The sequence below is a fragment of the Zavarzinella sp. genome (genome assembly GCA_041399155.1).
Lineage (GTDB): Bacteria > Planctomycetota > Planctomycetia > Gemmatales > Gemmataceae > JAWKTI01.
Map to the genome: position 1 here is coordinate 2,303,962 of JAWKTI010000001.1, position 25,858 is coordinate 2,329,819.

Here is a 25,858-nt window from a genome sequence, read left to right on the forward strand (position 1 = left end):
ACAATAACCACCGACAATCTATCTGCATTCAAGTTAATGCAGGTTTCTGAGAAAGGGTAATCAGGCGATTTTTTGAAAGCGCTGATGAAACTACTTTCTGATCTTACGCAGAAAAATGGCGCGGGCACTTTCCACCGTAGCTGGCGTGGGATCTTCCACAATAATCTGCTCCCATTCGGTGCTCCCCTGCAATTTTTTAATCAATTCTTCATGTCTTGAAGTTTCCACTACAACCAGATTAGCACCCCACTCATCCAGAAGATTTAATGAGTTTTCTTCCCCAAACTTCACTTCCAGACACTTTTGCCAGTGTGCAGTTGAAAATACGTGGGCATGGGTAAACATCAGAGTTGGAAACTGCTCACCTAAATGCCAGACGAAAAACTCCCCTTGGGTCTCGCTGGCGAAAATCGGTCCGTAATATTTACCGTTGGGGTAATATCTTGCCACCGCCTGGCCTAATTCAGGAAAGAAACTGCTACCAGGGTACTTCTGCAATCCCAATGCAATCAGCACTGGTGTACCCGCTGAGTAGCTAGGGCTGGGAACAATATATCGTTTTACCGGATACCAGGTAACTAACGAGGCGATCAACAGACCAATCCCGATGTTGCGGTAAATCCAGGAAGGCGATCCTTCCCCCCATTGTGGCAACGTTGGAAATCGCAAAGCCAAACCCGGACATACTTGAACCAGCAGCCAAAGGACAGCCACCCACCACCAGACAATTGTGCGGAATTGCAGCCATGGCCAAATGGCTAATGGCAAAATCATCAACAAATGGCCCCAGCGTGGGCGTTGCCGACCCAGAAGCATCACCACCACAATCAACAGGATACTGGCCAAATACGACCAGTGGGCGCTTTGTGAATGCCACTCCCACTTCATTGGCAGCCACTCACTGAGTGTTTTCAGATTGGGGTGGCCAGAAAAAGTGGCAATTTTCTCATAAATCCAAGGCCCGTGCGGGTTTAGCCATGTTGCCAGAAAAGCAAGCGCACCCAGACCAGCCAGGGGAAGTATCTGCCGAATCGAAAATCGGACTTCAAAAAATCGCCCCAAAATAAACAGAGCGAGTACCCCCAGGCCAATTGGAAATGTGCCATGACAATTCGCCCACAGGGCAAAAATGGCTGGAAGGATCAGAAATTGAGATCGCTTGAGCGAGGTTGCGGACAGATTCCAGATCAGCATGATGAAAAACAGAAAACCGAGTGATTGCGGACGTTGGATCACGGTAGCGTGGTGCAGAGCCAGCACGTACAAGCCAAGACTGATCAACGGCCAGACACTTCCAGGCGTGCCAATCCTGCGCACAGCTAGCCAGAAGAATGTGGTCTGCAACAACCAGATCAATTGGTGCCAGGCGAGTATGGTCCCAGCACCGCATTGAACCCGATCCAACGGATGTTCCGTGAAGGGCCAGTTTCCCACCTCATAAAGCTTCGCGTATGTTATTTGTGTCAGCCATGACCAATGTCCCAGTTCGATTGTTGGATCGGTGTATGGCGATAACGGATCGGTTTTTGGAAAAGAATCATTTTCGAGGATATGGCGACCATAAGCAGCATGCACCCACACATCGGTATGCCACAGTGGAGCTTGGTTTGCCCAACAAAAGCCTGCTGCGATAATCAGACAGGCGGCAACGGAGTGCCTTGTCCACGATGAGTCATTCATTTCGGAAGCCTTGGATGCCTGCGAACCGCTAAAAAATACCCTTTCTGCCACGCAGATTCTACAACCACCCATTCTGGGGCAATCCGCACCCGTCTGATTAATTCATCATGCCCCAGGGTGGGGGTAACAATCATATTGGTTTGATGGCGATCAGTAATTTCCCACCAGTTGAAATTGCCAGCCAGTACTTGCTCGAATTCTGTCCAATACGCGGGATCGAATGTTTGCGGTCGGTTATATAACGAAAGTGGCATATCAGAGCGAAAACCCAGCTTCATGGTCATGAAAGAGCCAATCTCAGGCGTGCAGAGAATCATACCACGGTATTTCCCACCTGTTTCCTGATAATATTGCGTCAACAATGTGCGGAACTCGGGCAAAGTGCTGGCATCTGCCTGCCCCTGCAACTCCAGTACGAGTGCTACAGGCATTGCAGGGCGGTATACTTGTTCTGCAGTTCTTTTCTGTAAAACTACCAGATGCCACCATGTGGGATGAGCCAGCACCAGCAATAGAATTGTTGCAACACAATACTTTAACTCACTCGAGAAAGTCGAGTGTTCGTTTTTCTCCGTGCGACAACAGGCACACAATAAAGGCCCTGTGTGAATGGCAATCAATGCTGCAGCAAGTGGCCACCAGTAATTCAAGCCACGAAACTGCACCAAAGGCCAAATCCCAAAAGTGCAGATGATTAGTAAAGAGAATATCCGAAAACCAGATTTTGCGATCACTTGAATTGCAATCAATAGGCCGATTGTTGCCAGAAAAATCCATGGCCAGGCTCCTGGATCGCTGAAGTTGAGTGGTTTTCCGATGGGTGAATGCCAGAAGGCGCTGTTCCGGGCTGTTAGAAATGGCTCCAGGATGAACGCAGGCCCATACGGGGAGAGCCAGTGCATCAGGTAACAAGGAATCAGTATCAGCCAGTAGCGCAATACAGGTTCTCGTTCAGCGACGGGCATTTGAAAACGCTCAATCGTTTTTGCGAGACAAAACAGCAGATAAAACAACAGGCCAGTTAATCCGGGCCCTGTCCAATTGGCCCACAGCAAAAACAGTGGTGGGAGTAACATCAGTCGCAAACCTGATATTTTCGCAGGCGCCAACACCCACAAAAGAATTGCGAAAAACAATATCCCAAAATCATTCGGGTGGGGAACATAACCCGGTAACACTGCGGGCAAAGTGCATAAAAGCACCAGTAAACTGCCAAAGCACCTACTGCCACTCAGCGTGCGAAATGCCAGCCAGAGAAAGAGGATTCTACCAATCATCCCCACTGCAAACAGCGTGCGGATCAGATCCGCCTGCAGCAGCAACTGCTTTTCAGGTGCTTTGGGCAAGTGGTTATGCAATCGAGCCAGCGTGAAATCAAAAAGCCATTCAGAAAAATACTGCTTTTTTTGGCTATCGACGAAGACATTTAATGTATCTTCCGTTGGTGGCAGCATCCATTGGGTTTCCATCCCACGATTTACGTGGTGCCCCACATAGCGAAGATCAGTGGGCTGCCAGCAGATCCAGGCAAACACCAGCACCATGATCGCAATCGGGGAATTCACTACGACAGCAACGATGAAATTGCGAAGATACTTCATCAAATTCTAATCATCCGGAAAAAGACATGGTTCTGGTTTAGCGTTTCTACCAGCCGATTGGAATAGATGGGGCATGGAATGGTGGCAAACATTCTAATGAAAGTGCGAATGGCAACCACGTTTGGTGGAAAAAAGTGGGATTCGGCGGAAAATGGCGAGGAATGGCGAATCACTGTCATGTCAATTAATGATCCGTCAACGAATCTTCATGCCGCAGCTTTTTTCGGTCGGGCAATGTCGAACAAGCCGAATATCTCGTCTTCCGTCATACCCAGCACCGGTGGGGCTTCTTTTTGCTGCAGCATCTCCTGAAACAGCGCCCGCTTTTTCTCCAGCACCTCGGCAATACGGTATTCAATGGTATTTTCGCTTAAAAATCGTGTTACCGTTACCTGGTGCTTCTGACCAATTCGGTGGGCACGATTAATCGCCTGATCTTCAATTGCTGGATTCCACCAGCGGTCAAAAAGAAACACATAATTGGTAAACTGCAGATTCAAACCCACACTCCCACAGCCGTAACTCATCAACAGCACATGTTTGGTGGGGTCTTCGCGGAACTGATCGATTATTCCGGGACGCATCTTGGACGGGATTTTGCCGTGAAACTGCATCGGATTGTATTCCTGCAGTGCTGCAGCGATCGACTCCAGTGGTTCCACCCACTGCGAAAAGACGATTGCTTTGCGGCCGTTTGCGGCAACTTCTTCCATATCCGCTACCAATTGTTCCAGTTTGGAACTTTCATTGGTTAATGGATCAAAGTTGCAAATTTGTTTCAACCGCATCACCAGTTGAAAAACGTGCTGCACGGTGATGGTGTCACCCATATCATTCAGGCGAACAATCCCTTCTTTTTCAGCCAGATCGTACGATTCCCGCTGTGCATCCGTCAATTCGACCGTCAGATCCTTGATGATTTTTGCAGGCATATCGCTCTGAACCAGATCTTTGGTTCGGCGCAGAATACAGTCCGATGTCAATTCCGGAATCTGTCGTGGGGGTGTATTGGGCGGAATACGACCCGGGTCCACAAATGCAAATATATTCACAAGGTCGTCAGAACGATTTTCGATTGGCGTGCCAGATATCGCCCAACTGCGTTGCCGTTTGATTGATCGTACCACCTTGGCGGTGCGGGAATCGTGATTTTTAATCCGTTGAGCTTCGTCTATGATCACCAGGTCAAAATCAACAGTGGGTTCATCCAGAAACTCTGTGTCGCGTGTCAAAATCTCGTAATTGATCAGTTTGACAGGACAATTTGACACCAACCAGGTCGCTCTGCGGGTGGAATAATCTCCCTGAATCACCTCAAAAGGCAGATCGGGGGCCCACAATTTCAATTCCCTGGCCCAGTTGTAAACCAGTGGCTTCGGGCAGACGATCAGTGCTTTTCTGATCCACCCAAACTGAATCAACAAGCGTATTGACAGGATTGTCTGTGCGGTCTTCCCCAGCCCCATCTCATCTGCCAGCAATGCATGGTGCCTGGACATTAGAAATGCAATCCCTTCCATCTGATACGGAAAGGGTTGAAATGGCACTTCGACCTGCTTTTCTTTCCCACCAATCAAATGGTCGATTGGTGGTTGCAGCAGATAGAGCAAGCGGTCTTTGAACAACAGCGTGTCCTGCGACGGCATCAACCGCACTGGCTTCGGTTTTGCGGCACCCGGTGCGCACTGGTCAGGCAGATCAGGTTCCTTAACCTCTTCCGCAGCAGGAGTTTCAGGCGATGCCGTTTCTGGCCTATCAGCATCTTCTTTCGGAGCAGTTTTTGCCACCTCCATCGGTGGGGCAGGAAATTTCCAGCCATTGGTCTGCACTTTGATTTCCAATGCGCCCATCGTGCGTGCCCACGGAGCAGCATCCAGTAATCGAGTCGCTTTCACCTGAAAGTTCGGATGAACTTCCCATTCCGTCGTCGGTGCTTCATCTAAGAGTGGGAAAGGCAAAACATCGAATTCTTCTAACGCATTTTCATCAACGGGCATCGATGAATCTTGTGCCATGGTGGGAAATGGTATTGTTCCAGCTCCCACATCTTCGTCCCACTTAGGCAGGTATTGGATCTCCGATTGATCGATTTGTTTGCCCTGCTCTTGCGGCTCTTGTTCAGGCAGCACGATTGTTGACCCCCAACTTGCGTGCTTCCTGCATCGCTTCACGAATTCTGGTGAATGGTTCCTGCAATTCCAGAGCCGCATCGAGACGGTTCATGATAGCGATGATGGTTTCAAGGTTAGTGGTTTGAGAATGATCGACAGCCAATTCATCGGCGGCACGTGCGTGCTGGAAACGTGTCAGTTCGGTCTCGACAGCAGCACCACCTTGCATGATTGCTACGGTGGGAATGCCAGTATGTCTTGCAATGCCAAGCGAATCGGGATGGTCCACGACAACCAGATCCACTCGCTGCTGCGATTTTTCAATCAGTGTCTTGCCGATTACTTCAGAATGCAGGTATTCCTGAATCGAACTGCCGTACAGTATTTGCTGGACCTTGTTAGGTTGGATTGCGGTGGTGAGGCGAAATTCAATTGGTCGCCCCCATAAGTTGGTGATGAGATAACCACCGACATAACCTGCACCTTCTTGGAAAACGGTTAAGAATCCGATGTGATCGAATGATGTCATCTCCGCCATCTTTGCAATCGCCTCGTCAATGAAGTTACTGTGCATCCTGGCAGGTTGTTAATCATCGTTGAGAACGGAACAACCCACTGAATTGAAGTTAGCCGATTACCAGCCATTCCCCAAGACAGGACTCTGCAGTTGGATGCAAAAAGGTACTCGATGCCATCGCATCATCGTTGTGTCCTGAATCGCCGATCTCAAACGACATGAAGGGCACAACTGTTACGACCGAACTGGCTTAAAGAATCGGATCACAGATTCCGACCCAGAAATTGATTGGTTCGGGAAAACACTTTACTCGGTGGGAAGTTGACGTTCTGTCCAGCCACGCCAGCCACCATCCATGCTGATCACGTTGGTGTAACCCATTTTCTGTAGGTTATCTGCAGCAAGGGCAGATCGAAAGCCACCCCCACAATACAGCACCAGTGGGGTATCCAGATCGGGAATTTTCGTTTCCACATCCCGTTCGATCACCCCTTTCCCCAGATGAATCGCCCCTGGGATATGGCCGGCAGCAAATTCACTCTCTTCCCTCACATCCACCAAAAGTGGCTTCTCACCGTTTTCTAATTTTTTCAGATATTCTTCGATGGTACACTCCTGCACGCGTGTTTTGGCATCCTGCACGATCTTCAAAAATCCGGGTGCGTGTTGCTTCCCCATTTCATTTCCTCCTGTGAACAATCAAAAACCATCAGTTCGATTTACATAACTACTTATCTGGAAAGCACTTAGCCAATGTAGCGATTGAAAAGATTTTCCAGATACTCCTGTCTACCCGACTGATTGGCCGTTGGGTTACCTTTTTGCAGCATGTATTTTTCCAGCGACTCGAACGATTCTTTACCTGCTTCGATGCTGGCACCGATCCCTTCATCCCACGTGGCATAGCGATTTTTCACAAACTCATCAAAAAGACCGTCCTTCCGAATCGCGGCGGCTGTTTTCAGTCCATACGCAAATGCATCCATAGAACCGATGTGTGCATGAAACAGATCCACCGGTTCAAAACTTTCACGACGAACTTTGGCATCGAAGTTCAGGCCGCCACTGCCCAGGCCACCCTGCTCCAGCACAACCAGCATCACCTGGGTGGTCAGATACAGATCGGTGGGGAACTGATCGGTATCCCAGCCCAGCAGAGGGTCACCACGGTTCGCATCGATGCTGCCCAGCATACCCAGCGCACTGGCATAGCGCAGCTCGTGATACATGGTGTGCTTCGCCAATGTGGCGTGGTTGGTTTCCACATTAAATTTGAAATGTTTATCCAGACCGTAATTCTTCAAAAATGCGGTCGAATTGGCACAATCGAAGTCGTACTGGTGGGAGGTTGGCTCGTGTGGCTTCGGTTCAATCAGAAATTGCCCACCAAAGCCGATTTTCTGCTTGTAATCGACTGCCAGGTGAAAAAACTTCGCCAAATGGTCCAGTTCACGCTTCAAATCGGTGTTCATCAGATTGACGTAACCTTCACGCCCACCCCAGAAAACGTAATTTTCCCCACCAAGATAGTGGGTGGCTTCCAATGCTTTTTTCACCTGTGCTGCCGAATAAGCAAACACATCGGCATTACAACTTGTTGCTGCACCGTGCATGAATCGTGGGTTGCTGAACAGGTTCGCCGTGCCCCACAAGAGCTTGATGCCAGTTTTATTCTGAGAATCTTTTAATTTTTCGATGACTTTGTCAAAAATAGCATTGGTTTCGGCCAGATTTTTCCCTTCTGGTGCCACATCTCGGTCGTGGAAGCAGTAGTAAGGTACGCCCAGCTTTTCCATAAACTCGAACGCCACATCCACCCGCTTTAATGCCATATCAACACTATCGGTGCCATCTTCCCAGGGTCGCAAGGCAGTTCCTGGGCCAAACGGATCTGATCCCGTCCCACGGAATGTGTGCCAGTAACATACGGCGAAACGTAAATGATCCCGCATCGTCTTTCCTTCGACGATTTCATCGGGATTGTAATGGCGATAAGCCAGCGGATTGGTGCTGTGAGGGCCTTCGAAGGCGATTTTTGGTACATCCGGAAAAAAAGACATTGTGCGTCCTGTTGTGAGAGAGTTTGAACGATTTTCACTTACTTGAAGCTGTTATATGACCGTATCGGCGTCTGAATTGGCATTTGAGAATTGAGCAAATGCGAGTTTATTTTCGTAAGATAACGATCTTAATTGTTAATGGGATTTTTTCATGATTTTGGTGATTCGACCTGGGGCAACAAAAGAACAAATCGAGCACATTCTTTCCCACATCAGCTCGCTGGGCTACACCCCCCACGTATCGGAAGGCCAGGAACGCACCATCATTGGGGTGATTGGTGATGAACGGAAACCGCAGGCGGAGACGATGTCTGCCCTGCCCGGTGTGGAGCAAGTTCTGACAGTCTTAAAACCATTCAAGCTTGCTAGCCGCGATTTTCGCAATGAACCCACCGTCGTCACGGTGGGACACGTGCGGATTGGTGGGGGACACCTGGCCATGATCGCTGGCCCGTGTGCCATTGAGTCAGCAGAAGGATTAGATCGAATTGCTGGTGAAGTTGCCCGCGCAGGTGCCAATATTCTGCGTGGCGGTGCCTTCAAACCACGCACCAGCCCCTACAGTTTCCAGGGAATGGGTGAAGACGGCCTGAAAATTCTGCAGGATGTTGGGCAGAAACATGGTATGGCCACCGTTACTGAAGTGATGGACCCACGCCAGGTCGGCCTCGTCGAAAAATACGCAGACATGTTTCAACTGGGTGCCAGAAACATGCAGAATTTCGACCTGTTGAAAGAGATCGGCCAGACCCGCAAACCTGTCCTCCTGAAACGTGGGATGAGTGCCACAGTCAAGGATTTACTGATGTCCGCAGAATACATCCTTGCTGGCGGCAACTCGCAGGTTGTACTGTGCGAACGTGGCGTACGAAGTTTTGAAGATTCCACCCGCAACATGCTGGACATGGCTGCGGTCCCAAACGTCAAAGGTTTGAGCCACTTACCCATCATTGTCGATCCCAGCCATGCCACTGGGCGGCCAGATTTGATTCCGGCATTATCGTTGGCGTCGATTGCTGCCGGCGCCGATGGGGTACACGTTGAAGTACATGATTGTCCAGAAAAGGCTCTTTCTGATGGTCCGCAAGCCCTGTTGCCACCACAATATGTAGAATTAATGGACAATATTCGCAAATTGGCAACAATGTTCAACGTGACCAGTGACGCACCACGTGCGTAAGTGACTGCAGCACGCAAAATAACATTTGATTTATATAGCCCAGGAGCTATCTATGGGTCTCGAAAAAACAATTTCTGGCGACACCTCAAAGTTAATCTGGGAGAAATTTGTGGAATCACTGGCCACTGCTGGTATTCCTTACGCGATGAGGATGATTGATCGGATGCCTGCATTTCCAGACGAACTCCCACCTGAAAACTGGGTAGAAATCCGTTTTTCGTGCGACGATGGCATGCTCACGGTGCGTCGCACCACAGATGCAATTAGTGTTGTTGTGTGGGGTAATGCGGATCAGAAACTTCAGGATCGCATGCAGCAAGTCACTGGCATTTTGCAATCAATGGTCGCTTGACCACGTTTTCCGTTCGAATTTTCCTGTATCAGCATATAATTGGGTTGTAGCGGAAGCGGAAGCGTTCTATGCTACTGTGGACTCGACACTACTGAACAAGATTAGGCCGATTTAGCAATGCCAACTCCTGCAAATATCGAAGATTTGTTAGGCTTGATCCGCAAGAGCGGAATGATAGACGAATCGCGTTTGTCGCTTTACCTTTCTCAATTGCAATCACTGGGGCAATTACCCAACGATGTGCGGAAGTTGGCAGGTGCGATGGTGCGTGACGGTCTATTGACCTATTTTCAGGCCGAACAATTCCTGTTAGGCAAATGGCGTGGTTTCACCATCGGCAAGTACAAATTGATGGAACGGATTGGTTTTGGTGGGATGGGCCAGGTTTTCTTATGTGAACATATGTATATGAGAAGACGGGTTGCGATTAAGGTTCTCCCTCCTGCAAAAGCAGAAGAGCCTGCCGCTTTGGGCCGATTTTATCGCGAAGCACGTGCCGCAGCCGCACTTGATCATCCGAATATCGTCCGCACCCACGATATTGACCAGGACGGCAACTTACACTTTCTAGTCATGGAATATGTGGATGGCTCCAGTTTATTAGAAATTGTTAAGAAACGTGGCTACCTCGACCCCACCCGCAGTGCCCATTATATCTGGCAGTCGGTGCAGGGTTTGGACCATGCCTACCACGTGGGGGTGATTCACCGAGATATCAAACCCGGAAACATTCTAGTAGACCGCTACGGAATTTCAAAAATTCTGGACATGGGACTGGCACGGTTCTACCACAGCGACGATGACATGCTGACCAAGAAATACGACGAAAAAAGTGTTCTTGGTACCGCAGACTATGTTGCACCAGAACAGACAGTGAATAGCCACGATGTCGATATCCGTGCGGATATTTATTCGCTGGGTGCGACTTTTTACTTCATTCTGACTGGACAACCCCCCTTCCCGGAAGGTTCCATTTCGCAAAAATTGATCGCCCACCAGACGAGAGAACCGAAACCAGTTCGGGAATTGCGCCCCGAAATACCGGTGGAAATGGAAGCTGTTTTGAAGAAAATGATGGCAAAGTCTGTCGAGGAACGCTATCAGACTCCATTGGAAGTGTACGAAGCACTGCTGCCTTTTGTGCAGGAACCAGTAGCCCCACCACCCGAAGATGAGATGCCACTGCTCAGTCCGGCAGCTCGGGAACAGATTTCCTCCCATGGTGGTGCACAAACCGGCTCTTACAGCTTCCGCCAGGATTCCGCTATTTTACGTGCAGAATTAATGCAACGATCCGGTTCGATGAGCAAACCCGGTTCCTCTTCTGGATTACGCCGACCAGGAAGTGGGTCGATGGCCCCACCTGCTGCCACAGCTACAGGATCTTCATCAAACATTCAACCTGCCTACTTTGAACCACCTGGGCGTTCACCATTAGGGTCTGCTGCGAATCCGCCAGTGCCAAACCCCACACGGCCAGTGAATGAAACAGAAAAGATGGCTCAAACGAGCACATCACCACGCAACCCTCAGATCCCACAGGTGGGAGACCCCCGCCTGCAACAACGAAGTGCTGGCAACTCCAACGATCCCGCACCTAACCGGGGTGGCCTGCTGAAGAACACAACGGTTCGGATTCTTTTGGAAGCCGTAATTGTCATGGCCATTTGTGTCGTTGGGTACTTCCTGTTCACCAAGTTCTTTTCGTAATTTCACCCAAAGCCACATTATTTATGTGATTTCAGTGAATCTGATTCCAGCATGCAGATTTCATGGGTTTTTTCTGGACTTGGTACAAGAATATTGTAAGAATTACAATTCGGTTATATTTGAGCTCCCTACCCATCTGAGATTACTTTCATGAACCGTTCCAAGTTATTTTCTCTTACCCTGGTAGCAATTGGTGCTGCCGTCGGCTGGTTAGCAGCTTCGGGTCGATTCAGTGTCGAACCAACTGCATCAGCTTCTAACCTATCGGCAACTGCTCCATCATCAGCTGCAGTGAAACCAAACTGTGAAGCGGGAATTAACCCTGCCGAATTGGCCCTGATTGCAGCACATAATCAGAAAGTGTCCACCAATCTTCAAAAAGATGGCAAGAAACCAAATATTTGCATCATCTGGGGTGATGACATCGGCCAATCGAACATCAGTGCCTACACAATGGGGTTAATGGGGGTAAAAACTCCGAATATTGACCGTGTTGCCAAAGAAGGGATGATCTTCACCGATTACTATGGTGAGCAAAGCTGCACCGCTGGTCGTGCCTCGTTCATTACAGGACAGCATGGAATGCGGACTGGTTTGACCAAAGTAGGTCTGCCAGGTGCCAAGGCAGGTATGCAAAAAGAAGACCCAACTATTCCTCTGTTGCTGAAAGAACATGGTTACGCAACGGGACACTTCGGTAAAAATCACTTGGGTGACCGCAATGAGTACCTTCCAACGATGCATGGAATGGACGAATTTTATGGCAACCTTTACCATCTGAATGCTGAAGAAGAACCAGAAAATGTTGACTACCCCAAAGATCCTGCGTTCCGTGCAAAATTTGGACCACGCGGCGTACTCGACTGTAAGGCATCAGACAAAGATGATGAGACTGTGGATCCTCGTTTTGGCAAAATCGGAAAACAAACTATCAAGGATACTGGCCCCCTGACCAAGAAGCGAATGGAAACAATCGATGATGATATCGCAGAGCGTGCAGCTGATTTCATCAAACGACAGGCCAGTGCAGGCAAACCTTTCTTTGTTTGGGTAAACTTTACTCATATGCACTTCCGCACGCACCCGAAACCTGAAAGCAAAGGACAGGCTGGTCGCTGGATGAGTGAGTATGCTGATGTAATGATCGACCACGACAAGAATGTTGGTAGCGTTTTGAAAGCACTTGATGATACAGGTGTCGCGGACAATACTTTTGTGATGTACAGTACGGACAACGGCCCACACATGAATTCATGGCCAGACTCTGCAATGACACCATTTCGAAATGAAAAGAACTCCAACTGGGAAGGTGCCTATCGAGTTCCCTGTATGGTAAAGTGGCCAGGCAAAATCAAACCAGGTAGCATCGCAAACGAGATCGTATCTCATTTGGATTGGTTACCCACTCTTCTGGCGATTGCTGGCGACAGTGATGTAACACAGAAACTGCTCAAAGGCCATCAGATCGGCGAGATGGTTTACAAAGTTCATCTCGACGGGTACAACATGCTACCTTATCTCACCGGAGAAGTTGAAAAATCACCGCGGGAATCTTTTATCTATTGCACTGATGAACAACAAGTGACTGGACTACGATATGACAATTGGAAACTCGTCTTTATGGAACAGCGTGCAACTGGAACGCTGAGAGTCTGGGCGGAACCATTTACGAGCTTAAGAGTACCAAAAATCTATAATTTACGTCTTGATCCGTACGAACGGGCTGATGTGACATCCAACACTTATTACGATTGGTTAATGGACCGCGCTTTCTTGCTCGTTCCAGCACAGGCATACGTGGGCGAATTTCTGAAGACTTTCAAGGATTATCCACCGAGACAGAAAGCAGATAGCTTCAACCTGGAAGGCGTAATGAAGAAACTATTGGAAAGCGGTGGAAGTAAATAGTCTATTCCAAGCTATCACAATTTGTTTTCCATTTTTTCAGTGAGCAACTTGTTACATGTCCAGGAAAAGTCAACCGAATAATAATACGGGATCACGCACTGGAAATACTCAATCAAGTAACAAGTGGCTTTACTGGCTTTTCTATTTCGGATTAGCAGCAATTGCATTTTGTGTTACTTACTTAATCACGAAAAATGCAAATCAACAACCACCCGAAAATATGGTTCTAATTCCCCCTGGTGAATTCCTGATGGGGCAGGCTGACGAATCCACCAATAAAAACGAACAACCAGCTCACAAAGTTCAAATTGCTGCATTCTATATGGATGAAACGGAAGTTACGAATGCTCAATTTCAGAAATTCGTAGATTCTACTGGCTACATTACCACTGCAGAAAAAAAACCGAACTGGGAGGAGATGAGCAAGCAATTGCCTCCCAATACACCAAAACCACCCGATGATCAACTTGTACCTGGCTCATTAGTTTTTTCCCCACCCACTACCGCTATCCCCACAGATAATGTTGCCAGATGGTGGCAGTGGGTCCCAGGTGCCTGTTGGAAACACCCAGAAGGTCCGGATAGCACGATTATGGGAAGAGAATTACACCCCGTGGTTCATGTCTCATGGGATGATGCAAACGCATACGCAACATGGGCTGGCAAACGATTACCGACTGAGGCAGAATGGGAATATGCCGCTCGAGGTGGTTTAGAGGGCAAACGTTTCGGCTGGGGAGACGAATACCCCAATGACAGCACAGCGGACAAAGCAAATATCTGGCAGGGCGACTTTCCACACAACAATCTCAAGGTCGATGGTTGGGATCGGACTGCTCCAGTAAAAAGTTATCCTGCGAACGGATATGGGCTTTACGACACCGCGGGCAACGTTTGGGAATGGTGCTCAGACTGGTATCGTGCAGATGCATATGTGAATCGCCAGGGCACAACAGTCAACCCCACTGGACCAGCAAGCTACTGGGATCCCAGAGAACCCTTGGTTCCCAAACGTGTCACTCGTGGAGGCTCATTTCTGTGTCACGTATCGTACTGTGAAAGTTATCGCCCTGCCGCACGTCGGGGCACATCGATTGATACTGGCATGTCTCATCTGGGTTTTCGCTGTGTAATTTCTCTATCCGACTGGGCGAAGATAAAATGATCAATTTGTTCCGATCTGCGATGTTTTTGGTATGCTTCAACCTGTTTGTTGTGTCAACTGCATCATCGCAGGAAACAAAACCATTGACAATTTTGCCATCCTGGAACACAGGTGGATCGAAAAATGCGATAGTGGAATACGTTACAAAAACAACAACCAAAGGCTCAATTAACTACATTCCAGTTTCAGAACGCATTGCAGTTTTTGATAATGATGGCACCTTGTGGCCTGAAAATCCGATCCCTTTTCAACTTGCCTATGCGCTGGATAACTTGAAAGTACAGGTGATGAAAAAGCCAGCCTTGAAAGATGATGATGCGGTCAAAGCTGCTTTAAGTGGCGATTTACCTGCACTTCTTGCAGATAGCCACAAAGGCCTCCTGCGCGTGATGGCGTTAACTCACTCGGGAATGACAACAACAGAATTTAATACAAGTGTCGCTGAGTGGATTTCCAAAACAAAACACCCGAAGTTTAAAAAGCCATACTACGAATGTGTCTATCAACCAATGCTGGAAGTATTGACCTATCTGCGGGCAAACAACTTCAAGACATTCATTGTCTCTGGTGGAGGTGCAGATTTTATGCGTGTCTGGAGTGAACGGGTATATGGGATTCCTCCAGAACAGGTCATTGGTTCAAATGCACGTACACGCTTTGAATTTCGGGATGGGAAACCAGTACTTCTCAAAACACTGGACCACTTTTTTATTGATGATAAAGAAGGGAAACCAGTTGGGATCCACCAGCACATTGGCAGGCGGCCAGTGATCTGCATCGGTAATAGCGATGGCGATAAAGCAATGATGGAATACACGACGATCGGCAATCCGCGGCTTAGTTTGGGGGTGATTATCCATCATACGGATGCCGAGCGTGAATATGCATATGATGCCAAACCAGCGAGCAGTGGCAAACTTGTCGATGCGCTTGCAGATGCTCCGAAGCAAAGCTGGCTGGTGGTGGACATGAAAAAAGAATGGAAGCGTGTATTTCCATTTGAAAAATGAGCCTGTATCTAACGGCCTACTGTCAGCGTCAGTGCTGGTGCTCCCCCACCTCCCGGTATATCCCGCTTGAGATCAAGACGCCACATTTGCAGCATCAGCATAAATGTGGTCTTGCTTGTCAGATCACTATCAACGATGTAATACCAGTAACCGCGGTATTCGATTGCGATGTATGCATTTTCGGGTCTTTTCTTTCCACAACAAGATTGAACTTGCAGCAGACCAGCAGTGAGTTGCGGATTCGAATCTTCTTGAGCAGTTTTGGGCACCAGACCAGCAGCAAGATGTTCCGGGGGTACAGCGACAGCATTTGTGAGAAAATAGTAGACCTGAAGCGGTGAACGTGTATTCCATTTCAAGACTTTTGCTGGCTCTGAAGACCTTACTGCCGGATCAGTAACGCCATTTTTAACAGTATCGATTTCGTACCTGGACAATCCTGGCTTTAAATTCAGTATACTGCTCAATTCCGTAAAAATAGGATGTTTTTCTGTCCCTGGAACTATTTCAAGCACGATCTGTCTCTCTGGCCGTACAAGACCCCACAATCTTCCATCACCCCTTGGAGCATATTCCAGCCCATTCTTGACAGCTTCAATATTCGCTGCTGCAGTAATCGATTCTTTGGGAATCCCTCCACCAATTTCTTCATAGCGTTTTTCAAACTTTGTGACGATCATTTGGGCATCTGCTGCTGCCTGCAACAGATCAACTGCACGGTTAAATCGACCGGAATCCACAATTTGTCCCGCCCCAGGACCGCTGATCCGCGTACCGTTCGGAACTCCATTCAATTGATCGACCCACAATCGCAGGACGGTAGAAAGTTGCCATCCAGATTGAATGAAATAGAGAAGCGTTTCGGTATTCGCTGGAGTTAATAATCGTCGAATCGCCATGCCATCATCGTCAGGACGATATGTAATTGTCGGGCGATTTGAACCACCAATAGAAAAGCTTGGAAGAGTTGCTGTAGAAGTTTGTAGTGCACCACCAACACTTTCTGTGCTGAAGAAAGGATTGTAACCACCACTGTAATTCATTTCATATTGAGCAGCAATGTTTGATACATCGATATTGCGAGGACTTTCAGAATACCTTAAACGCACAATATTTCTGAGGAGTTGCTCTTCATCAACGCGCAGCAATGCTTCTGCATAACGACCATGAGTAGCTTCAACAGCCTTGGGTCCCAGTGCGCAGCCACAGGGAATGATTGCCAATAGAGCCATACAAACCACAAAAAGGCGCTTCATTACCCTTCCTCGTTAACAATCAATACTGAATGCGGAACCCGCATTCAAAACCCCACTCACGATTATTCAAATCAGGAGCAATACCTACACCAGGTTTGACATAAATCACTGTCCCTTTTCTGCTATAGCCAATTTCCGGTGCCACATAAATATCATTGTCACCGTTGAGGAAGTTAGTAAGAATTTGCAGTTCTGGCAAAACATATAAGCCGCTTTCCCATGCATACATACCAAAGAATCTGAATTTCCCACGGCTGATTTTCGGTCGCAGATCATTCCCAAATACTGATGCTTCATAAAATATAATGGAGCGATAATCGCATTTGGACTAATCGCATAAACCAATCCAATCCCAGGGCCAAGAACATACTTCCCTGTTCCAAGGTTAAAAGCGGTAATCGTATTTCCTGTCTGACCTCGTGCTGCGATTGCATTATCAGCCGTTGGCAGAAACGCTTCAAATAGATTGATTACTGTTATTTTCTTATCATCAGATGTCCAGGTATTAAAACTAGTTTGGATCCTGATGTCTCCTAGCCCCCCAATTTGAGGCAGAGCTGGGGAGGAAGCAGTAAAGTCATAATAAACAAAAGGGATTTCAAACAGTAATGCACCTCGCTTATCATACCAGGGATATTCTAACCGTGCATAGGTGGTATTAATCTGATTTCCGCCCTGGAGATAGTAATACTCATTACTGAGAATAAAGGTAGTAGCATTCTGGGCAGGATTTGTGCCGTTATCGTTACCACCATTACCTTGGTTTGCATTTGATTGAGATGCCGGCGGTGCCAGTGCACCCGTGGCGGCGTTATTCAGTATCGATTCGGCCTCACTGGGCTGATCGACAAGCAACGGACGAGGTTCGCTAACACCAGATTCGATAGGCAGTAAGGGGACAAAATTTTCCTGTGCCAGTGTAGCACTGATTATCACAAGCTGTAAGCCCAGCGCTATGTATAGTACTTTCGACATGATAACTCCGAAATACAGCTATTGCATACTATCTGTATCGGTTGTGGGATCTGTACAGGTTAATCTGATTTTAGAATGTGATTAGAATAGCATCTGAAACCGAATTCCTGGGATTACAGTTGTACCCAGCCCTACTGTACTCGGTCTTGCGATTTCGATATCGAATGTCAACCTTGCCCAAGGTGTAATCGCATAGTTATAGAATACTTCCACCCCGTATTCATCCTGTTGTGGATTGAATGGTCTTGCAAGTGCTTTCGCGTTATTGCTAAGGCCAAGATAGAAATAACCTATGCCAAATGTGTCCAGTGTTCTTCCAGGTAGCATGCTTCTTCCACCAATCCCGCCATTCGCAACAAAGCGAATTGGATTCGGGTTTCCATCGGATATACCGAACTGACCGAATACACCCCAAGTTCGTTTTTCATCACAGGGATCCATCCATAATGACTGATAAAAGTTCGTATATACTGACCAGGAGCCATCTTCGACAGGCGGGGTGGCATTTGCGGCTGGATTTCCTCTCAGTACCTGATTAATCACTCGCAAATAAGCAGCAGGATCAAACGAGCGGTATTCCGCATTACTCCAGGTACCTCCGATATTTAATATCGCAGGTAAACCAAAAGGTTTGCCTCGCAGGATTAAATCGGGAACCAGGACAACTCCCGTTTCATAGATGTTTTCAAATCCTTTCGTTGCTCGTTCTTCAGGATCGAACACAGTAAAAGTAAACAAAGGCTCACCTTCACTTAATATCGCTGCACCTACAGCTGCTGTCGAATATGGAATAGTTCGTGCTGCGATAGGATTAAATACCAGACTGGTATTCATGAATCCTTCTAAACCGGGCTTGTTGGTGCCAAGCCCCGGGCTGTACCGCAGAGGGTATTCATCCAGTGTGTTGATTTTCCCAAGATAGAGGGCAAAATTTTCAGACAGTGCCTGAGTAATTTTGAATCCTGTTAGTGAAGTGATGTTTTCATCTGCTTCGGGAAAGTTTAATGGGATATTACCGGGAGCCAGCAAGCCATCGATCTCGTTGATTGATCGACCATATCTGGTTTCACCATGCAGATTGATAAACAATCCTTGCATGATGCCCAATTTCCCGGCATCTACATTAAACAAGTAGTCTAGTTTGCCACCATATTCCCAAGTCTGCTCCTGACCTCCACTCGTGATTCCCTGGTAAAACTGTGTTGCAAACAGATCAAATGTCAGGCCTTGATCAGCCAATGCCGACCGTTGGCCCCACCAGTCTCCTGTCAATCTTGAACGATTGAACAATTCGCCTATGTACGGATTTTCTGCTGGTAATTCAGTAGTTTCTGTCGGAGGCAGCGGGAGTACTTGTTCCTTGTTCGATTCGGGTTCCAGAGTGATACGTGGCATTTGCTGTACATCTGCGGGTGTATTGACCGGGGGCTGAGCAGAAACGACAAAGCAAACGGATAAATTGATTACGATGGCTGTATAACGAACGATCGACCATCTGTGAGCAAACATGACCACTCCCACCTAGAACTAATCGAACTGGTTCAACGAATAGTTCTGGTGGGAATTGGTTCATTCAAATTCACCAGGTTACCTATTCTGCACAATCACCAACTTCTGCGCATGACGCAGATGTGGAATTTATCGGTGAGATCGTACTGAATAATTCAAAAAAATCTTATTTGAGATTTTGCTGGCAGAGAAACAATCCTATAGCAATGACCGCTACAGCACCCAGAATCGACAGTGCTTGAGAGAATCTTTCCCATCCCAGATGCTTGCCGACCATCTGATTGCTTTTGCGGGCAGTCCACACGACTAACAGGCCAATAAACACCAACACCATCGCCAGACCAAGGCTGAATGAGAGAACAGTCCAGAGTGCCAGACCGTATCGGTGGGCAGTGACGCAATACAGAACCCACAGAATTGCCCCCCAGCAAGGGATCAGTCCGCCTGAAATACCCAAAAAGATCAGACGAATCCAACTTACCCGCCCAAATTGCTCCGGCGTAATCCCGTGGGAGTGTCCGTGGCCAGAATCATCCCCAGCGTGGGAGTGGCTGTGGCTGGCAAATCCATGCACATGATCCGATTTTCCCGCAACGCGGTGCAGAAAGAGCCAGACGCCAATCATTGCGACCAACAGCCCCCCGCCAACACCTAACACCTGCTGTACCGTTTGTGGTGGGACGTCTTTCAACGCAAACTTCAGCAATAAAGCCACTCCAATGGCGGTGCTGGTGTGGGTAATTGTGGTGACAATCCCCAGCGCCAGTGCGTGCTTCGGTGTGCCTTTTTCACCCACCAAGTACGCAGCAACCATTGTTTTGCCATGCCCCGGTGAGATCGAATGCAGGCAGCCGTGCAGAAATGCCACCCCCAGAATCAGCCACAAGCCAATTCGGGAATCGAACAGCAATTGCAGGTTATCGGTGCGGTTCACTTCCCGCAATAGCTGCCAGAACGTGGCCTGATCCGCCTGAAAGGTGGAAGGTGGCGCTGGTTCCTGAAGTTCATCCGTTGATACCACTTTGGCAGCCAACGGGATCGAGACGCGACACATGAATTTTTTCTCATTTTCGCGATCCATCCCGGTGAGCTGGATTTCACCGGGCTCCTGCACTTCGACTACCTCGACCTGATCGGCATAGTCGCTTTTCAGCACATAGCGACCTTTGCAGTCTGAAAAAGTGGTATCCCAAATCTGAATTTGATTTTTTTCGGCTGTTACTTTGAAATCGGCAGCAAATTCAAAATAAAACTGGGCCGAATCGAGGTATTCAACGCGGCTCGTTTTCAAAGAAAGTGGCAACTCTTTCCCATTCAACTGAACGATCAATTGATCTGCAATCACTTGATTCATTTTCTGCAAAAAGGCATCGCCAAACTCTTTCCGGCCAACAACTTGCGAAAAATCAAGTGGGAACTTGTTCTTGGGATCTCCCACCAGTTCCACCAGGGTCAGCTCATCGATTTCCAGGCGGTAACGGATGCGAAGTGACGTGGGGCGAACATCAACTGTGATATTCCGATCATATTCTGAACGTGGAACGCGGTGGGCATACAAGCTGCACTCAGAAATCATGCAGCAGACAATCGTCAGGGCCACCAGCGTTTTCATTGAAACCTCTCGCTGCGAATATTACCTATTCTAGCGAGTTCATTTCAGTTGGCTCAAGGTCATTAACACATAACCGGTCACCAGTGCAGGATCGCCTTCCATCCAGCGATCGGTCTCGTTGATCCAGCTACCATCCATTTTCTGGCGTTTTTTCAATGCTGTCAGTAGCTCTTTTTTCCATTCATGCTTCACGCCTTTGTCATCCACTACCACATCGGTTTCCATCAATGCCAATGCTTTCGACATGGTGTGATAGTAGTAGTACAGCCCACGTTGAGACAGTGCTGGTGGCATACCGGGATTGGCATCCACGGTATAGTTTTTCGCAATCCATTCGGCTGCTTTCAAATAACGAGGGTCTTTTTTGCTGACTCCACAGTAAATCATGCTCTTGATTCCAGCGTAAGTCATGCTGCCGTAACCAGTTAAGTCGCCACCTGGGGTGTCGGAGGTTTTGGTTTGCCCCCCACCTGCGGCGGAATAAATGAAACTGCCATCATTAATTTTTCCAGCCCATGGCATCGTGTTAAACTCGCTTTTCAAATTCTGACAACGACTGACAAAGATCAGCGCCTGCAGTAAAGAAGGATCATCCGATGGCACCCCCGCTTCGCGCAACGCTTCAATAAAGAATTGCGTATTTGAAAGATCGGGGCGGGATTTACTGTCGTACCCTGCCCCACCAAAGAAGTCATCGGTGGGCTTTTTCCCTTCACCCTCGTTCCACTGCAGTCCTTTCAGGAATTTTACGGCATCGTCAATGATTTTCTGGTACTTGTCCGGTTGATTGGCCTTTTTCAGTGCCATTACATTCACAGAAGTGACGTAATTATGCAGCTGAATCACCGCATCGTTCCCGGCAAGGTGGCCTTCTTTGGCATTAGTAAGATTCACGATATATTTCAGTGCCTTCGCCACCATCGGATCATCCACCGTCACACTGCCGGTGCTCAGCAATCCGGTTACCACAATACCCGTAACGCCTCGGCTGCGTGGCTCGGTGCCCCAACTTCCATTGGCATTTTGCGATTTCCGCAGGAATTCAATCCCACCATTGACAGTGGTTGTCCAGTCGTCCGCACGTGCAATGATCGGCACCAGGCAGATACACCAAATTGTCAAGCAGGTTTTACGCATGTTGTCCTCCAGGTTTATGCTGGTATCTTACTGCAAAAGCAATGCCATTGCCAAAACGTGCGTGAAATGGAGGTAAGCCAAAGCAAAATGGAACATTTTTGGCCAAACATGGTCAAAAATTGGCCAAGACGGCTCAAAAGGATGAGCCAGGATCCCAGCTTTCACGCTTGCCATTGAGTGCCACAATGATGCAATCCGAACAGGTTTCTTCACCCAGTGAACTGGAATTGATGGTGAGGTCATACGCACAGATGTCGCTCAAACGCTCACCGAATTGTTCTGATAAATATTTCTTCCGTTGTTGGTCTTTCTGCAAAACCTGATCTTCTGCCTGCTGTGGGGTCAGGCGTAGCCAGTCCTGCATATGCTGAACCCGATCGGCAAGATTAGCAATAATCCGCACATGCAGACAATTGAGCGGGGGCAAATAAAATCCAGCACCCCGCCCCACAAAAATTGCCTGGCCACGTGCCGTCAAACCATAGATCACGCGTGCTAACGACAGGCTTCCAGGCGAATTACTTGCTCCCCCACGTTGTTGGAGTGCCTGCAGTTGGTTTTGTTGCCAAACGAGTGCTTCGGGACTCAGTTCGCTTTGCAACTCCGCCTGAGCAGCATCGTTTCCGGCAAGATATTCCAGATTTTCCTGATTGTAAACGGTCCAGGTGAGGCGATCAGCAACACGCTTTGCAATACTCCCCACGTGCACCCGTCTGGCGGGTAACCGCAATGGCGATTGGAAACAACGTGGGCAAACCATGATGGTCACCACGATCACCGTGATGTGGGCCAAGATCGAGCATCGGATCCATGAAATTTTTCGCAAGTTAACAAATAATTATCGTAGGAAACCAGCACCACATTCTGCAAGCCAATCATTCTTACAGTCGTATGAGTGTTGAAAATGTTCCACGTGGAACACTGTCATCTGTACGAATGTCATTGTGTCAATGTGGTTACAATCCAATATCCGACACTTGTTTGACCTTCTTCCCACGCAGTTAGGAAACCAGATCTACAAACTTTCTGTTCATCCACCCAGCTAAGTTCTACCAGAAAGGTACCCGTTCAGTGAACGACTGTTCTGATTTCATACATCCGTGAGTTGAGTTTCTCACAACTTGCAGAGCTCGTTGAGATTTCGCAATTGTTTAGAATCGGGTAGATGGATTCAGGATGGTGTGGGATTGTTGTTGTCGAATTGTTGAGGTTTCCAGGCTGCAGGGGATAGCTCGCTCAGGCGATCCTTGGGCCAGGTGGGCAGTTTTGCCAGGATATCGGTCAGGTAGGCCTGCGGCTCCACACCCGCGTGCAGGCACGATTGCACGATGCTGTAGATGATGGCTGCATTGCGACCGCCTTGTTCACTGCCTGCAAACAGCCAGTTCTTGCGTCCCAGGGCAATCACTCGCAATGCCCGCTCCGCGGCATTATTATCAATATTCAAATACCCCTGCTCGGTATATCGGTGCAGGGCCTGCCAATGGCGCAACGCATAGTTCACCGCTTTGGCAATCGGGCTTTTGGGCAACAACTTTGGTGCCTCCGCATGCAGCCAATCGTGCAATTCTTTCAACACGGGAATTGCTTTTTCCTGGCGAATCTGCACTCGAGACGCTTCCTGCACAGACAATTCCCAGGACTGCTCAGCCAGATCCTTCTTAATCTCCTTTTCAATCCGATACAGTTTGCTGATCAGCACCATGGCCCGCGCAGCCTGCAGCGGTGCCGTAATCTGGGCCTCATGAAACTTGCGCCGCGCATGTGCCCAGCACGCCACCTCGGTCATATTTTGCCGGGTGTACAACTGGTCGTACAAGTTGGCTGCATCCGCATGCAAGTAGCCGTTGTAATCATTCAGCAGTGCTTCTGGCCCTGCGTGCTTTGCTCAGTGTGAAGTCATAAATCAGATGCGGATGCAGTGCATCACCAATCGCTACCCACATGCGGGCGGGATGCAACTGACGCTGATTATCTTTTTTCTGCAGTGGCAAACTGGTTTCATCGATATGAATTACCCGGGATTGCAAGAGATCCGCCAGCATCCAGCAATAAAGTGGCTCCAGCAATTGCGCGACATCGCCCAGCCAACTGCACATTGTAGAGCGAGATAACTTCAGAGCGGCTCGCTGAAACAATCGTTCGAGCCGGTGCAGCGGCAGATGATCAACAAACTTACTGACCAGAATAAAAGCCAGTAACCCAGGTCCAGCATTTCCCTTGGGAATCGGATTTGCAGGTGGTTCTGCCACGCGGATCAAGTCATTGACGGGTACAGGGTTGTTATCCGCAGGCCGGCGATCAAGGCAACGTTGACAGGCATATTTCTGACGGGCAAACTCCATCACAAATATTGAAGCAGGTTTGTATTCGTAACGACTACTGATCACTTCGCCAATTCTTGTCAGCGGCTGGTGACAGCAGGAGCAGGTTTTCTGTTCCGGCTCAAGATCAATCACTACCCGCTGCCGAGGCAAATCTGTCAGTGGCCGCTTGCGTCCATGACCTTTGCGACGAGTTGGCGATTCTGGCTCGATAACTGGTTCAGGTTCGAGTTCGATAACAGGCTCTGGTTCCGGTTCCGGCTCTTCAAATAACTCCCCTTGGCCCGGGTCAAAATATTCCCGTTTCTGATTCCGACCAGATCGCATCAGGTTGTTGATCTGGTTCTGAAGGGATTCAATCAGTGCTTGTTGCTGCAGATACTTTTCGGAAATTGTCCGAATTATTTCATGACACTGACCGAGGTCAACGGGTAGAGAAGGATCGTGATCAGCCGATGACTCGCTCATACTATTAAGACGCGAGGTAGCAAAAACTATCAATCAATCATGGAGAATTTTGATATTTTTTCTGAAATCAATTGAGAACTGATTTGCCAGTGAAATCTTCAGTCGGCTGGTCGCTGATAACGATGCTGACGTTGAACCTTACTCAGATCGATCCCTGCAGAATCAGTTGCAGATCAATGCCGGTCAACGTCAGAACGGCACTGGGATCTTTCGGAAACAGAAAGTTGCCTTGTTCCAGGCGTTTGTACCAGATGGCCAGGCCATCACGATCCCACCAGAGCAATTTCAAGCAGTCGCCACGGCGATTGCGGAAGACAAACAGATCACCAGACAACGGATCCTGACCCAAATATTGCTGAACCAGGAAACACAAGCCATCAAAACTTCGCCGCATATCCACGGGATGCGTGGCCACGAATACACGCACGCTGTCGGGCAGATTCAGCATGATGATTCTCCCAGCAGGTGAACGATTTCTGCTAGTAATTGCCGATCGCATCCCGCCCGTACGCGGATCGTTTGTTGACCAGACAGAATAATCTCGATCGGCGTATCGCTATATTGTGGAACCTTGAGATGTTGAAAAACGACCGGGATGAACGCGGGCGGTTCTGCTTCCTTGCTTGTTGGTGCACCGGGCTGATGGTTGACTGGTGCTGATGCCTGGGCAGTTTCACCCGCTGCCACCTTTGGTGCCACCTGTCGTTTACCAGCGGAAGATTTTGACGGCATTGGTTCTGCTTTACCAGCAAACGACTTGGGCTGTATCGAAATAATCTCCTGTTCTCGCTGCATAATGGTTCGTTTCCAAAAATAAAATTGAATCGCACTCAAACTCTGCTGACGACAGTATTCCGCAATCGAAAACCCACTTGTCAATTGCTGCTGCAAATGCACTCGCCAAGATTGTTCCAGTTCTAAATTGCGACGATTCTTCAGCATCACTGATCTCCTTGAAACAAGAAACCAGCAGCTTACCACGCTACACAAGACAGTCGTTCACCGAACGGATACCCAGAAACCGTCATTCCCGTCTGCGCGGGAATCCCGGGCTTCCCACTCGTAGTAGATTCAAGAAGTCTTGTAATCCCCCACTATCTCAGCTACTCTGAAGGTAAATTTCTGTCCACGGTGCCCATATGTCGCATCCCATCCACGATGCCACTGGCAACAGCACGATGGCGGTTATGCCACCGGGTTAGCCAATCAGATCACTACCGATGGCACCTGGACATACAGCTACGATGATTCTGGCAATCGTACCAAGAAATCCCTCGGCAGCA

The 25,858-nt window shown here is 48.4% G+C and carries 22 protein-coding genes; 6 read left to right on the plus strand and 16 right to left on the minus strand.

Annotated elements, in window-relative coordinates:
* Positions 1-90: 90 nt before the first annotated feature.
* The 6 genes from R3B84_09575 to xylA all read right to left on the minus strand — a co-directional run bounded on the left by R3B84_09575 (position 91) and on the right by xylA (position 7,969).
* Entirely contained in the window at positions 91-1,680 is a 1,590-nt protein-coding gene (locus R3B84_09575) for a hypothetical protein (protein MEZ6140808.1), read from the minus strand.
* Positions 1,677-3,281 (minus strand): hypothetical protein, encoded by a 1,605-nt coding sequence (locus R3B84_09580; protein ID MEZ6140809.1) that lies wholly within the window; start codon positions 3,279-3,281, stop codon positions 1,677-1,679. The genes R3B84_09575 and R3B84_09580 overlap by 4 nt, the downstream gene beginning before the upstream one ends.
* Positions 3,282-3,487: 206 nt before the next feature.
* Complete coding sequence (locus R3B84_09585) at positions 3,488-5,410, minus strand: DEAD/DEAH box helicase (protein ID MEZ6140810.1); 1,923 nt, start codon at positions 5,408-5,410, stop codon at positions 3,488-3,490.
* Entirely contained in the window at positions 5,400-5,930 is a 531-nt protein-coding gene (locus R3B84_09590) for a hypothetical protein (protein ID MEZ6140811.1), read from the minus strand. The genes R3B84_09585 and R3B84_09590 overlap by 11 nt, the downstream gene beginning before the upstream one ends.
* A gap of 285 nt (positions 5,931-6,215) precedes the next feature.
* Entirely contained in the window at positions 6,216-6,587 is a 372-nt protein-coding gene (locus tag R3B84_09595) for a rhodanese-like domain-containing protein (protein ID MEZ6140812.1), read from the minus strand.
* A gap of 68 nt (positions 6,588-6,655) precedes the next feature.
* Positions 6,656-7,969 (minus strand): xylose isomerase, encoded by a 1,314-nt coding sequence (gene xylA / locus R3B84_09600; GenBank protein ID MEZ6140813.1) that lies wholly within the window; start codon positions 7,967-7,969, stop codon positions 6,656-6,658.
* A 151-nt stretch (positions 7,970-8,120) separates the two neighbouring features.
* Here xylA and aroF point away from each other — a divergent pair, with 151 nt between their 5' ends.
* From aroF to R3B84_09630, 6 genes are all read left to right on the plus strand, one after another.
* Positions 8,121-9,149: a 3-deoxy-7-phosphoheptulonate synthase gene (gene aroF / locus R3B84_09605; protein MEZ6140814.1), complete on the plus strand. Its 1,029-nt coding sequence runs from the start codon at positions 8,121-8,123 to the stop codon at positions 9,147-9,149.
* Positions 9,150-9,201: 52 nt separating this feature from the next.
* Positions 9,202-9,501, plus strand: coding sequence for a hypothetical protein (locus R3B84_09610; GenBank protein ID MEZ6140815.1), 300 nt, complete (start codon positions 9,202-9,204; stop codon positions 9,499-9,501).
* Positions 9,502-9,618: 117 nt separating this feature from the next.
* Positions 9,619-11,211: a protein kinase gene (locus R3B84_09615; protein ID MEZ6140816.1), complete on the plus strand. Its 1,593-nt coding sequence runs from the start codon at positions 9,619-9,621 to the stop codon at positions 11,209-11,211.
* A 150-nt stretch (positions 11,212-11,361) separates the two neighbouring features.
* Positions 11,362-13,119 carry an arylsulfatase gene (locus R3B84_09620; GenBank protein MEZ6140817.1) on the plus strand — a complete coding sequence of 586 codons (1,758 nt, stop codon included), beginning with the start codon at positions 11,362-11,364 and terminating at the stop codon, positions 13,117-13,119.
* Positions 13,120-13,339: 220 nt separating this feature from the next.
* Positions 13,340-14,284: a formylglycine-generating enzyme family protein gene (locus tag R3B84_09625; GenBank protein MEZ6140818.1), complete on the plus strand. Its 945-nt coding sequence runs from the start codon at positions 13,340-13,342 to the stop codon at positions 14,282-14,284.
* 83 nt (positions 14,285-14,367) lie between these two features.
* On the plus strand, positions 14,368-15,294 hold the full coding sequence (locus tag R3B84_09630; protein ID MEZ6140819.1) for an HAD family hydrolase: 927 nt from the start codon (positions 14,368-14,370) through the stop codon (positions 15,292-15,294).
* Positions 15,295-15,302: 8 nt separating this feature from the next.
* Here the strand turns inward: R3B84_09630 and R3B84_09635 are convergent, their stop codons facing one another.
* The 10 genes from R3B84_09635 to R3B84_09680 all read right to left on the minus strand — a co-directional run bounded on the left by R3B84_09635 (position 15,303) and on the right by R3B84_09680 (position 25,517).
* Positions 15,303-16,550: a hypothetical protein gene (locus tag R3B84_09635; protein ID MEZ6140820.1), complete on the minus strand. Its 1,248-nt coding sequence runs from the start codon at positions 16,548-16,550 to the stop codon at positions 15,303-15,305.
* Positions 16,551-16,655: 105 nt separating this feature from the next.
* Positions 16,656-17,525, minus strand: a complete 870-nt coding sequence (locus tag R3B84_09640; protein MEZ6140821.1) for a hypothetical protein — start codon at positions 17,523-17,525, stop codon at positions 16,656-16,658.
* Positions 17,526-17,606: 81 nt separating this feature from the next.
* On the minus strand, positions 17,607-19,046 hold the full coding sequence (locus R3B84_09645; GenBank protein ID MEZ6140822.1) for a carbohydrate porin: 1,440 nt from the start codon (positions 19,044-19,046) through the stop codon (positions 17,607-17,609).
* Between the two features lie 154 nt (positions 19,047-19,200).
* On the minus strand, positions 19,201-20,646 hold the full coding sequence (locus R3B84_09650) for a hypothetical protein (GenBank protein ID MEZ6140823.1): 1,446 nt from the start codon (positions 20,644-20,646) through the stop codon (positions 19,201-19,203).
* A gap of 39 nt (positions 20,647-20,685) precedes the next feature.
* Positions 20,686-21,783: a prenyltransferase/squalene oxidase repeat-containing protein gene (locus tag R3B84_09655; GenBank protein MEZ6140824.1), complete on the minus strand. Its 1,098-nt coding sequence runs from the start codon at positions 21,781-21,783 to the stop codon at positions 20,686-20,688.
* A 133-nt stretch (positions 21,784-21,916) separates the two neighbouring features.
* Entirely contained in the window at positions 21,917-22,576 is a 660-nt protein-coding gene (locus R3B84_09660; GenBank protein MEZ6140825.1) for a cytidylate kinase family protein, read from the minus strand.
* 378 nt (positions 22,577-22,954) lie between these two features.
* A complete protein-coding gene (locus tag R3B84_09665) occupies positions 22,955-23,602 on the minus strand; it encodes an IS66 family transposase (protein MEZ6140826.1) in 648 nt (215 codons plus the stop codon).
* 34 nt (positions 23,603-23,636) lie between these two features.
* On the minus strand, positions 23,637-24,575 hold the full coding sequence (locus R3B84_09670) for a transposase (GenBank protein ID MEZ6140827.1): 939 nt from the start codon (positions 24,573-24,575) through the stop codon (positions 23,637-23,639).
* A 142-nt stretch (positions 24,576-24,717) separates the two neighbouring features.
* On the minus strand, positions 24,718-25,023 hold the full coding sequence (gene tnpB, locus R3B84_09675) for an IS66 family insertion sequence element accessory protein TnpB (protein ID MEZ6140828.1): 306 nt from the start codon (positions 25,021-25,023) through the stop codon (positions 24,718-24,720).
* Positions 25,017-25,517: a hypothetical protein gene (locus tag R3B84_09680; protein ID MEZ6140829.1), complete on the minus strand. Its 501-nt coding sequence runs from the start codon at positions 25,515-25,517 to the stop codon at positions 25,017-25,019. Before R3B84_09680 ends, tnpB begins: the two co-directional genes overlap by 7 nt.
* Positions 25,518-25,858 lie beyond the last annotated feature (341 nt).